Consider the following 11,456-nt stretch of genomic DNA (forward strand, 5'->3'; position numbering starts at 1 on the left):
TTTCCCCCTCGTGATGGACCGCGAAACGGCGGCGTGCGCGATGCTGTACTTAACGTTCGTTCACTCGGGAGGCAGTGCGATGGGTGTGACCGGTCCGATCCGTGTGGTGGTGGCCAAGCCGGGTCTCGACGGCCACGACCGCGGGGCCAAGGTGATCGCGCGGGCGCTGCGGGACGCGGGCATGGAGGTCATCTACACCGGCCTCCACCAGACCCCCGAGCAGATCGTGGACACCGCGATCCAGGAGGACGCCGACGCGATCGGCCTCTCGATCCTCTCCGGGGCCCACAACACGCTCTTCGCGCGCGTGCTGGAACTCCTCAAGGAGCGCGACGCGGAGGACATCAAGGTCTTCGGCGGCGGCATCATCCCGGAGGACGACATCGCCCCCCTCAAGGAAAGGGGCGTGGCCGAAATCTTCACCCCGGGCGCGACGACGACGGCGATCGTGGACTGGGTCCGCGCTCACGTCCGCCAGTAGCCGACGGCAGGCGGCTCACGTCCGGCTGCGCCGCCGCCTATGGCGGGGTGCAGCCGCCGCAACCTCGCGCCTTGAACGCCGGGGAGGCTGGATCGCAGCCTCCCCGGCGTTCCGGGGCGCGGGAGCAGCTCCGCAACGGCCGCCCGCACCCGCCCGGTGGTGCCTACGACGCCAGCTCCGACAGCATCGCCTCGCGCAGGCGAAGCGTGGCGACCAGCCGCTGGAACGCCTCGGCCCAGTACGCGGCGGCGCCCGGAGCCGCGTCCGGCAGATCCTCCGCGGCCGTGGTCAGGGCCTCCAGCCGGCCCGCTTCCACGGGATCGAGGCAGCGTTCGGCCAGGCCCATCACCCCGCTGAAGCTCCACGGGTAGCTGCCCGCATCGCGAGCCGTGTCCAGCGCGTCCACGACCGCCCGGCCCAGAGCCCCTGCCCATGGCACCACGCACACCCCGAGCAGCTGGAACGCCTCCGACAGCCCGTGGGCCCGTATGAACTGCGCGACCCACTCCGCCCGCTCCGCGTCCGGCAGCGTCTCCAGGAGCTTGGCCCGCTCCGCGAGCGACGCGGTGCCCGGGGCCGCCGCGGGCGGTGCGGACGCCGGGCCGAGCAGGGCCCGCGACCACTCCGCGTCGCGCTGGCGCACCGCGGCCCGGCACCACGCCGCGTGCAGTTCCTCCGTCCAGCCCTCGCCCGCGGCCACCGGCAGCGCCACTATCTCCGCCGGGCCGAGCCCGCCGAACCGCTCGCGCCAGCACGACAGCGGCGCCGCCTCGACGAGTTGGCCGAGCCACCAGGCACGCTCCCCGCGACCGGCGGGCGGTCGCTTGACCACTCCGTCATGGAGCATCTCCGCGTCGCACTCGGCCGGCGGGGTCACCCCCTCCGGACCCATGCAGGCCAGCGCCCGCTTCGCCATCCGTCCCGCCAGTGCCGATGTCGGAAGTGCCGACAGCAGCTCGGCGGCGGTCGCACGGACATTGCGGCTGCGGTCACTCAGCGCCGCCTCCAGGAAGGGTTCGTCCTCCGTCGACAGTCCCACGCGCAGTGAATCGAGGAACATCAGCCGGTCCTCGGCCCGTTCGGTGGCCCACGTCGTCGCCAGCAGCCGCGGCGCCGCCGTCGCCTCGTGGGCCCGGACGGCGCCCAGCAGAGCCACCCGCTCCGCGAACAGTCCCTCCTGCCACAGCCGTTCTACCCCCGCCCGGTCCGTGACGTCCGGCAGCTCGCCTGCGCCGCCCACCCCGCCGCGCAGGGCGAAGCGCCAGTCCGGATTCATCCGGGCCAGCCAGAGCCCCCGCGTCCCGGCGAGGGCCAGCGCCTGCGGCCGCAGGTCCGTACGGGCCCGGGCCGCGTCCAGCAACGCCGGTACGAGCGCGGCCGGCGAACGGTAGCCGTGCCGCCCGGCCGCGGCCAGCCACTGGGGCAGCAGCTCCGTCAGATCCGGGGCGGCCCCACGGCGCCCGCCGCCGTTGACCGCGCCGGTCCGGCCGGCCAGCAGCTGTGCGAGCCGGCGGCGGGCCGCCTCCGGAGGCGCCGGGCGGGGGTCCCGGGGCGCGGGCTCCGGGCGCGGACGCGCCTCGGCCGGCCGCAGCCCTGCCCGGCGCCGCACGGTGTGCACCGCCGCCGCGTCCAGCAGCGCCTCCGGCGAGCCGGCCGGGCCCCCGCCCCGGCGCCGGCCGGTGCCCAGCAGTGCGGCGCCGACCAGCTCCTCCCACTCCCCGTACCCCTCGTCACCCTTGCCCATCGGGCCCCTCCCTCGTTCGTCCTGCGTCGCGTGCTGTCGCTCCGGTCCCGTCCCCTCCACGGGACCGGAGCTGTCGATGTCCCCCTGCATGCACCTGCGTTCAGCTGGCGTGGTTGTCGTTCATGCAAGCCCCCCGGCCTCTCGTCACCACAACGCCGGCGCCCCCGCGCCGCCGCATCCTCGTCGTGCCGCGCGGGCGCCCCCCGGCGCCGTGCGCGTCCCCTCCCCGCCGCCCCTTGAAGGACGGCATACGGGCCCCCAGGCCCCCAGTGATCTCTCCTTGTGTTTCTCCGCCCCTGCTCAGGTCAGGGCGACCGGCTCCGGCGAGTGTGGCTGCCAGGCCGTCAGCGGAATGAAGCCGCGGTGGCCGCATTCGCCGAACACCGTCACCGGGCCCCCGCCCGACAACGCGGCCAGCTGCCACAGACCCCCGCGGGAGCGGCTGCCGGCCCCCGTGAGGGGCACCGGCAGGGCGGAGGTGCCCTCCGCGTCCGCCAGCTGCCAGCCGAGCTCTCCCGGTATCGGGACCACCGGTCCGAGCACCACCGGCCAGGACTCCAGCCACGGGTCCTCCCGCAGCGCGGCCCCGTACGCCTCCAGGGCCGCCCCCGTGCTGATCCCGGACGGAACCTCAGCGGACGGCACGGCCGCCGCGAACCTCTCCCCGAGGTCCGCCCGCAGTCCCGCCGACCCGGGCCGGAAGCGCATTTCCGCCTCCAGCACCAGTCCCACCGGCAGTGCCAGCCCCGGTGGCCGCCCAGGCGGTCCGAAGTCGAGCACCATGGCGGGCCGCCCGCCCGCCAGCCCGCGCAGCCATATCCGGCGGGTGGTGAGCCGTCCGTCCGCGGACGCCGAGTCGTACTGGGCCAGGACCAGCCAGTGGTCCCGTACGGCCTCCCCCTCCCCGGAGGCCGGTAGTCCGACCCGGCTGCGCACCGTGGCCGCCAGCGGTTCCGGCAGCCCGGCCACCCCCAGCCAGGCCCGGTCCAGCAGGTGCAGCAGCGCCGCCTCCTCCAGCATCCGGGCGGGCCAGCCGGGGCCGCAACTGGGTATCGTCCCCAACTCCCGTACCCGCACGGCCAGTCCGGGTGCCTGCGCGTCGACCATCCGGGCGGCGGTCTCCTCCCACGCCGCGTATCCCGCCTGCTCCTGGCCCGCGAGGCCGCTGCGCAAGAGGTCGGCCAGCCGCTGCTCCAACTCGCAGACGCCCGCGCCGATGCGCGCCGCACGCCGCTCGGCCCGCCGCCGCGCCGCCTCCTCGTCCACCGGCCCGCCCGCCCCGGCGGCCGGCCGCGCGGCCTTCGCCGCCCGCTCCGACAGCCACTGCGCGGCCCAGTCCGGTGCCTGCCCCGGCTCGCCGACCCCCTCGGCGGACCAGAGCAGCAGCAGCCCCAGCGCGTGCTTGCACGGGAACTTCCGGCTCGGACAGGAACACTTGTACGCCGGCCCCGTCAGGTCCACGACCGTCCGGTACGGCTTGCTCCCGCTGCCCTTGCACAACCCCCACACGGAACCGGAAGCGGAACCTCCGATCTGCGACCACGGCCCCGCTCCGCCGAGTCTGCCCCCCGCCTTGCGTGAGGCATCGTCAGGAGCCAGAACCAGTACCTGTTCCGCTGTCCAGCGGACCCCCTGCTCAGTCATGTGAACCACCGTAGAGAACCCCACTGACAATCGCGCTGACCTGCAACGACGTTCAAAACGGGGCCCGTTGTCAGTGGCGTGGTGCACCTTGGATGCAGCAGTCGGAAGCGGCTGCCGAGCATTGGAGGGGGACCATGACCACGCCCGCGAACAGCACCGGCGCCGAGGCGCTGCGACCGCACGCAGAAGACGCCTTCGCCCACGAACTGAAAGCCCTGGCGGCCGCCGACGACCGGCCCCGCCCGACCCGCTGGAAGCTCTCCCCGTGGGCCGTCGCGACGTACCTGCTCGGCGGCACGCTCGACGACGGCACGGTGATCACACCCAAGTACGTGGGACCGCGCCGCATCGTCGAAGTCGCCGTCACCACCCTGGCCACCGACCGTGCCCTGCTCCTGCTCGGCGTCCCCGGCACCGCCAAGACCTGGGTGTCCGAACACCTCGCCGCCGCGGTCAGCGGAGACTCCACCCTCCTCGTCCAGGGCACCGCCGGCACCCCCGAGGAGGCCATCCGGTACGGCTGGAACTACGCCCGGCTGCTCGCCCACGGCCCCAGCCGCGAGGCCCTCGTCCCCAGCCCCGTCATGCGGGCCATGGCCGACGGCATGACCGCCCGCGTCGAGGAGCTCACCCGCATCCCCGCCGACGTGCAGGACACCCTCATCACCGTCCTGTCCGAGAAGACCCTCCCGATACCGGAGCTCGGCGACGAGGTGCAGGCCGTGCGCGGCTTCAACCTCATCGCCACCGCCAACGACCGCGACCGCGGGGTCAACGAGCTGTCCAGCGCGCTGCGCCGCCGCTTCAACACCGTGGTCCTGCCGCTGCCCGCCACCGCCGACGCTGAGGTCGACATCGTCGCCCGCCGCGTCGACCAGATGGGCCGCGCCCTCGACCTGCCGGCCGCGCCCGAAGGGCTGGAGGAGATCCGCCGCGTCGTCACCGTCTTCCGCGAGCTGCGCGACGGGGTCACCGGCGACGGCCGGACCAAGGTGAAATCGCCCAGCGGCACCCTGTCCACCGCCGAGGCCATCTCCGTCGTCACCGGCGGCCTCGCCCTGGCCGCCCACTTCGGGGACGGCGTACTGCGCCCCTCCGACGTGGCCGCCGGGATCCTTGGCGCCGTGGTCCGCGACCCGGCCGCCGACAAGGTGGTCTGGCAGGAGTACCTGGAGGCCGTGGTCCGCGAGCGCGACGGCTGGAAGGACTTCTACCGGGCCTGCCGGGAGGCGACGGTATGAGCCCGAGCCTGAAGGGACCGCTGCTGCTGGGCGTACGGCACCACGGGCCCGGCTCGGCCCGCGCCGTGCGCGCCGCCCTGGAGGAGGCACGCCCGGCGGCCGTCCTGATCGAGGGACCGCCCGAGGGGGACGAGCTGCTCGCGCTGGCCGCCGACCCCGGGATGCGGCCGCCCGTGGCGCTGCTCGCGCACGCCGCGGACGATCCCGGCCGGGCCGCCTTCTGGCCGCTGGCCGGCTTCTCCCCGGAGTGGGTGGCGATCCGCTGGGCGCAGGAGACCGGCGTACCGGTGCGCTTCATGGACCTGCCGGCCGCGTACTCGCTGGCCGTTGAAGGGGCGACGGACCACCCCGAGTCCGATGCGGTCAGGCTGGACCCCCTCGCGGTACTGGCCGAGACCGCCGGGTACGACGACCCGGAGCGCTGGTGGGAGGACGTGGTCGAGCACCGGGGCGCCGGAGGCGTACGGGAGGAGGTGCTCGGCGCGTTCGAAGCGCTCGGGGATGCGATGGGAGCCCTGCGCGAGGCCTACGGCGACGGCGGCCACCACCGCGACCTGGTGCGCGAGGCGTACATGCGCCAGCGGATGCGGGCCGCCCGCCGGGAGTTCGGCGACGCGTACGCCGTGGTGTGCGGGGCCTGGCACGTCCCGGCGCTGCGGGCGAAGACCACCGTGGCCGCCGACAAGGCGCTGCTGACCGGCCTGCCGAAGGTCAAGGTGGAGACTACCTGGGTGCCCTGGACCCACCGCCGGCTCGCCCGGGCCGGCGGGTACGGCGCGGGGATCACCTCGCCCGGCTGGTACGCCCACCTCTTCTCGGCCGAGGACCGGCCCGTGGAGCGGTGGCTGACCAAGGTCGCCGGCCTGCTCCGCGCGGAGGACCGGCAGGTCTCCTCGGCGCACGTCATCGAAGCGGTCCGGCTGGCCCAGACCCTGGCCGCGATGCGGGGAAGACCGCTGCCCGGTCTGACGGAGACCCTCGAAGCGGTCCGGGCGGTCATGTGCGACGGCTCCGACATACCCCTCGCGCTGATCGAGGACCGGCTCGTCGTCGGCGACGTGCTCGGCGAAGTCCCCGACGGTGCGCCCGTCGTCCCGCTCCAGCGGGACCTGACGCGGCAGCAGCGCTCCCTGCGGCTCAAGGCCGAGGCACAGGACCGCGAACTGGAACTCGATCTGCGCAAGGACACCGACTCGGCGAAATCCCTGCTGCTGCACCGGCTGCGGCTGCTCGGCATCGAGTGGGGCACCCCCACCGCCTCACGGGGAAGCACCGGGACCTTCCGGGAGACCTGGCGGCTGCGGTGGGAGCCGGAGCTGTCGGTGCGCGTCGCCGAGGCCGGGATCTGGGGCACCACCGTCCTCGCGGCGGCCACCGCCAAAGCCGAGGCGGACGCCGCCGGAGCCGAGGAGCTCGGCGAGGTGACGGCCCTGGCCGAACGGTGCCTGCTGGCCGGACTGTCCGACGCACTGCCCGCCGTACTGCGGGCTCTCGCGGACCGGGCCGCGCTGGACACCGACGTGGCGCGGCTCGCCAAGGCCCTGCCGGCGCTGGCCCGTTCGCTGCGGTACGGAGACGTGCGGGGCACCGACGCGACGGCGCTCGGCACGGTGGCGGCCGGACTCGCCGAGCGGATCTGCGTGGCGCTGCCGCCGGCCTGCACGGCCGGTCTCGACGCCGACGCGGCGGCGGAGATGCGCGGCCACGTCGACGGGGTGCACGGGGCGGTCGCGCTGCTGGCCGATGCGGACGGGGGACTGCGGGACCGCTGGTCCGCGGTGCTGCGGACGCTGGCGGGCCGGGACACCGTGCCGGGCCTGATCCGCGGCCGGGCGGCCCGGCTGCTCCTCGACGACGGGCGACTGCCGGCCGAGGAGACGGCCCGGCTCATGGGGCTCGCGCTGTCCCCGGCGGCCGCCCCGGCCGATGCGGCGGGCTGGATCGAGGGCTTCGCGGGCGGGAGTTCGGGCGGGGGGACGCTGCTGGTGCACGACGACCGGCTGCTGGGCCTGATCGACGCCTGGCTGGTCGGCGTGCCGGAGCGGGCCTTCACGGACGTGCTGCCCCTGCTGCGGCGGACCTTCGGGGCGTACGAGCCGGGGGTGAAGCGGACGCTGGGCGAGCTGGTCCGGCGCGGGCCCGGTGGACCGGCGGCCGCGGTGCCCGGCTCCTCGGCGCCGGCGGGCTTCGCCCCGGAGCTGGATCCCGTGCGGGCGGAGGCGGTGGTGGAGGTGGTGCGGATGCTGCTTTTGCCTCCCGGCGGGGTCGCGGTGGCCTGAGGGGTCGTCGCCGGTGGCTGGGTGCGGCGCCGTTGCCGGGGGCGCTGCCCCCGGACCCCCGCGCCTCAAACGCCGGCGGGGCTGAAAAGAGCGCCTCAAACGCCGGCGGACTGAGAGGCGCCGGGCGGGCTGAGAGGGGCCGGGCCCGGCGGTGGGCGAGAGGGGCCGAGCGGGGCGAGAGCGGCCGGGTGGGCGAGAAGGGCTGGCCCGGGGGAGGCGGGCACGCCGGGGCTGAGGCGGGCCGGGCCCGGCGGTGGGCGAGAAAGGGCGAGCGGGGCGAGCGGGGCGAGCGGGCCGGGGTGGGCGAGACGGCCGGCTCGGCGGTGGGCGAAAGGGGCCTGGCGGGGATGTGAGGGGACTGCTGGGCCGAATGTGTGGGTCGGATGGATGGGGCCGGTGTGAAGGCCGGCGGATACGACGAGTGCAGGGGGACAGGTAGATGACCGGTACGGACATGACCGCGGGAGCGCATGACACCGCCGACCCCGCCGGAGGCGAGCGGCTGCGGCGGTGGCGGATGGTGCTCGGCGGGGGAGAGGCCGATGGCACCGGGTGTGCGCTGACCGGGCGGGACGCGGCGATGGACGCCGCGCTCGGCGCGCTGTACGGCGGGGGCGGTGAGGCCGGGTCCCGCAGGACGTCGGGGGCGCGGTCGGCCGGGCTCGGCGGGTCCGCGCCGAACGTGGCCCGCTGGCTCGGGGACATCCGTACGTACTTCCCGAGCTCCGTGGTCCAGGTCATGCAGCGCGACGCGATCGAGCGGCTCGGCCTGTCCACGCTGCTGCTGGAGCCGGAGATGCTGGAGGCCGTCGAGCCGGACGTTCACCTGGTCGGCACCCTGCTCTCCCTGAACAAGGCGATGCCCGAGACGACCAGGGAAACGGCCCGGGCGGTGGTCCGCAAGGTGGTCGAGCAGCTGGAGAAGAAGCTCGCGGCCCGCACCCGGGCCACGCTGACCGGCGCCCTCGACCGCTCCGCCCGGATCAGCCGCCCCCGCCACCACGACATCGACTGGAACCGCACGATCCGGGCCAACCTCAAGAACTACCTGCCCGAGTACCGCACCGTCGTCCCCGAACGGCTGATCGGTTACGGCCGGGCCGCGCAATCGGTGAAGAAGGAGGTGATCCTCTGCATCGACCAGTCGGGTTCGATGGCGGCCTCCGTCGTCTACGCCTCCGTCTTCGGTGCGGTCCTCGCCTCGATGCGCTCGATCGCCACCCGTCTGGTCGTCTTCGACACCGCGATCGTCGACCTGACCGACCAGCTCGACGACCCGGTCGACGTCCTGTTCGGCACCCAATTGGGCGGTGGCACCGACATCAACCGGGCCCTCGCCTACTGCCAGTCGAAGATCACGCGACCCGCCGACACCGTCGTCGTCCTCATCAGTGATCTCTACGAGGGCGGCATACGCAACGAAATGCTCAAGCGGGTCGCCGCGATGAAGGGGGCGGGGGTCGAGTTCGTGACCCTGCTGGCGCTGTCCGACGAAGGCGCCCCGGCCTACGACCGCGAGCACGCCGCAGCCCTTGCGGCGCTTGGGGCGCCGGCCTTCGCCTGCACCCCCGACCTGTTCCCGGAGGTGATGGCCGCGGCGCTGGAGAAGCGGCCCCTGCCGACGCCCTGACGCACTCGTCGCGGCCCGTCGTGTGAATCGGTGAATCACACGAACTTCCCTTTCAACCGTGAGGCGATCTGTGACAGGTATCACCGCTCAGGTGTGATCTGCGATTTAGGGACCTACGGCCCTCGGGGATAACCTGCGGGACGGACATGCCGCGTCCACGGTCACCGTGTGCGCCTTCCTTGTGACAGCGCCGTCACGTTGCCCTCCGCGGCACGCCCACGCAGATAGCAGACAACCGCGAATCACTGCGAATCTTTAAAAAAGACAAGGGACGGACGCGCGTGGACCTGTTCGAGTACCAGGCGAGGGACCTCTTCGCCAAGCACGGTGTACCGGTGCTGGCCGGTGAAGTCATCGACACGCCTGAGGCGGCTCGCGAGGCCACCGAGCGGCTGGGCGGCAAGTCGGTCGTCAAGGCGCAGGTGAAGGTCGGCGGCCGCGGCAAGGCCGGCGGCGTGAAGCTGGCCGCCACCCCGGACGAGGCCGTCGCCCGGGCGACGGACATCCTCGGCATGGACATCAAGGGCCACACGGTCCACAAGGTGATGATCGCCGAGACGGCTCCGGAGATCCTCGAGGAGTACTACGTCTCGTACCTCCTCGACCGGACCAACCGCACCTTCCTCGCCATGGCGTCGGTCGCGGGCGGCATGGACATCGAGCAGGTCGCCGAGGAGACCCCGGAGAAGCTCGCCAAGGTCCCGGTGAACGCCAACGAGGGCGTGACCATCGAGAAGGCCCGCGAGATCGTCGCCCAGGCGCAGTTCCCGGCCGAGGTCGCCGAGAAGGTCGCCGAGGTCCTCGTGACCCTGTGGGACACCTTCATCGCCGAGGACGCGCTCCTCGTCGAGGTCAACCCGCTCGCGAAGGTCGCCTCCGGCGACGTCATCGCGCTCGACGGCAAGGTCTCGCTCGACGAGAACGCCGAGTTCCGCCAGCCGGGCCACGAGGAGTTCGTGGACCACGCTGCCGCGAACCCGCTCGAGGCCGCCGCCAAGGCGAAGAACCTCAACTACGTCAAGCTCGACGGTGAGGTCGGCATCATCGGCAACGGCGCGGGTCTCGTCATGAGCACCCTCGACGTCGTCGCCTACGCCGGCGAGAACCACGGCGGCGTCAAGCCCGCCAACTTCCTGGACATCGGCGGTGGCGCCTCCGCCGCCGTCATGGCCAACGGTCTCGAGATCATCCTCGGCGACCCGGACGTCAAGTCCGTCTTCGTCAACGTCTTCGGTGGCATCACCGCGTGTGACGAGGTCGCCAACGGCATCGTCCAGGCGCTGCAGCTGCTCGAGGACAAGGGCGAGGCGGTCACCAAGCCGCTGGTCGTCCGTCTCGACGGCAACAACGCCGAGCTGGGTCGCAAGATCCTCTCGGACGCCAACCACCCGCTGGTCCAGCGCGTGGACACCATGGACGGCGCGGCCGACAAGGCCGCCGAGCTCGCGGCTGCGAAGTAAGGGCAGAGGTCACAGACTCACATGGCTATCTTCCTCAACAAGGACAGCAAGGTCATCGTCCAGGGCATGACCGGTGCCACGGGCATGAAGCACACCAAGCTGATGCTGGCTGACGGCACCAACATCGTCGGCGGCGTGAACCCGCGCAAGGCCGGCACCACCGTCGACTTCGACGGCACCGAGGTCCCGGTCTTCGGTTCCGTCGCCGAGGCGATGGAGAAGACGGGCGCCAACGTCTCCGTCCTCTTCGTCCCGCCGGCCTTCGCCAAGGCCGCCGTCGTCGAGGCCATCGACGCCGAGATCCCGCTGGCCGTCGTCATCACCGAGGGCATCGCGGTGCACGACTCCGCCGCCTTCTGGGCGTACGCGACCGCCAAGGGCAACAAGACCCGGATCATCGGCCCGAACTGCCCGGGTCTGATCACCCCCGGCCAGTCCAACGCCGGCATCATCCCGGGCGACATCACCAAGCCCGGCAAGATCGGTCTCGTGTCCAAGTCGGGCACGCTGACCTACCAGATGATGTACGAACTGCGCGACATCGGCTTCACCTCCGCCGTCGGCATCGGTGGCGACCCGGTCATCGGCACCACGCACATCGACGCTCTGGAGGCCTTCGAGGCCGACCCGGAGACCGAGCTCATCGTCATGATCGGCGAGATCGGCGGCGACGCCGAGGAGCGTGCGGCGGACTTCATCGCGAAGAACGTCACCAAGCCGGTCGTCGGCTACGTCGCGGGCTTCACCGCCCCCGAGGGCAAGACCATGGGCCACGCGGGTGCCATCGTCTCCGGTTCCTCGGGTACCGCGCAGGCGAAGAAGGAGGCCCTCGAGGCCGCCGGTGTGAAGGTCGGAAAGACGCCGACCGAGACCGCGAAGCTGGCGCGCGAGATCCTGAACGCCGCTCAGTAAGCAGTCGCCGTACGGATGTCCGTACGCGTGCACGGATGTACGGGCGTGGCCCGCACCCTTCGGGG

The 11,456-nt window shown here is 73.2% G+C and carries 8 protein-coding genes; 6 read left to right on the forward strand and 2 right to left on the reverse strand.

The genetic code is table 11. From position 1 onward, the window contains the following. Positions 1-79 precede the first annotated feature (79 nt). Positions 80-481: a cobalamin B12-binding domain-containing protein gene (locus ACWGIF_RS24030; RefSeq protein ID WP_453500544.1), complete on the forward strand. Its 402-nt coding sequence runs from the start codon at positions 80-82 to the stop codon at positions 479-481. Positions 482-644: 163 nt separating this feature from the next. Here ACWGIF_RS24030 and ACWGIF_RS24035 read toward each other — a convergent pair whose 3' ends face one another. Beyond that, positions 645-2,225 (reverse strand): DUF5691 domain-containing protein, encoded by a 1,581-nt coding sequence (locus ACWGIF_RS24035; protein ID WP_453500545.1) that lies wholly within the window; start codon positions 2,223-2,225, stop codon positions 645-647. 300 nt (positions 2,226-2,525) lie between these two features. Beyond that, a complete protein-coding gene (locus ACWGIF_RS24040; protein ID WP_453500546.1) occupies positions 2,526-3,869 on the reverse strand; it encodes an SWIM zinc finger family protein in 1,344 nt (447 codons plus the stop codon). A gap of 134 nt (positions 3,870-4,003) precedes the next feature. On the opposite strand from ACWGIF_RS24040, the gene ACWGIF_RS24045 reads away from it, so the two are divergent. The 5 genes from ACWGIF_RS24045 to sucD all read left to right on the forward strand — a co-directional run bounded on the left by ACWGIF_RS24045 (position 4,004) and on the right by sucD (position 11,391). After that, a complete protein-coding gene (locus ACWGIF_RS24045; protein ID WP_453500547.1) occupies positions 4,004-5,110 on the forward strand; it encodes an ATP-binding protein in 1,107 nt (368 codons plus the stop codon). After that, entirely contained in the window at positions 5,107-7,389 is a 2,283-nt protein-coding gene (locus tag ACWGIF_RS24050) for a DUF5682 family protein (RefSeq protein ID WP_453500548.1), read from the forward strand. The genes ACWGIF_RS24045 and ACWGIF_RS24050 overlap by 4 nt, the downstream gene beginning before the upstream one ends. Positions 7,390-7,828: 439 nt before the next feature. Beyond that, complete coding sequence (locus tag ACWGIF_RS24055) at positions 7,829-9,019, forward strand: VWA domain-containing protein (RefSeq protein WP_453500549.1); 1,191 nt, start codon at positions 7,829-7,831, stop codon at positions 9,017-9,019. A gap of 281 nt (positions 9,020-9,300) precedes the next feature. Then, the gene (gene sucC, locus ACWGIF_RS24060) at positions 9,301-10,479 is read left to right on the forward strand and encodes an ADP-forming succinate--CoA ligase subunit beta (protein WP_453500550.1); all 1,179 of its coding nucleotides are present in this window, start codon (positions 9,301-9,303) and stop codon (positions 10,477-10,479) included. Between the two features lie 21 nt (positions 10,480-10,500). Continuing rightward, positions 10,501-11,391, forward strand: a complete 891-nt coding sequence (gene sucD / locus ACWGIF_RS24065) for a succinate--CoA ligase subunit alpha (protein ID WP_030710487.1) — start codon at positions 10,501-10,503, stop codon at positions 11,389-11,391. Positions 11,392-11,456: the final 65 nt, after the last annotated feature.

It is taken from the genome of Streptomyces sp. NPDC054849 (assembly GCF_053610945.1).

What these genes read in the sequence shown, in the direction of transcription:
- ACWGIF_RS24035 (WP_453500545.1), bottom strand. Translation starts at nt 2,225, where the DNA reads ATGGGCAAGGGTGACGAGGGGTACGGGGAGTGGGAGGAGCTGGTCGGC.
- ACWGIF_RS24045 (WP_453500547.1), top strand. Translation starts at nt 4,004, where the DNA reads ATGACCACGCCCGCGAACAGCACCGGCGCCGAGGCGCTGCGACCGCAC.
- ACWGIF_RS24040 (WP_453500546.1), bottom strand. Translation starts at nt 3,869, where the DNA reads ATGACTGAGCAGGGGGTCCGCTGGACAGCGGAACAGGTACTGGTTCTG.
- ACWGIF_RS24050 (WP_453500548.1), top strand. Translation starts at nt 5,107, where the DNA reads ATGAGCCCGAGCCTGAAGGGACCGCTGCTGCTGGGCGTACGGCACCAC.
- ACWGIF_RS24055 (WP_453500549.1), top strand. Translation starts at nt 7,829, where the DNA reads ATGACCGGTACGGACATGACCGCGGGAGCGCATGACACCGCCGACCCC.
- ACWGIF_RS24030 (WP_453500544.1), top strand. Translation starts at nt 80, where the DNA reads ATGGGTGTGACCGGTCCGATCCGTGTGGTGGTGGCCAAGCCGGGTCTC.
- sucD (WP_030710487.1), top strand. Translation starts at nt 10,501, where the DNA reads ATGGCTATCTTCCTCAACAAGGACAGCAAGGTCATCGTCCAGGGCATG.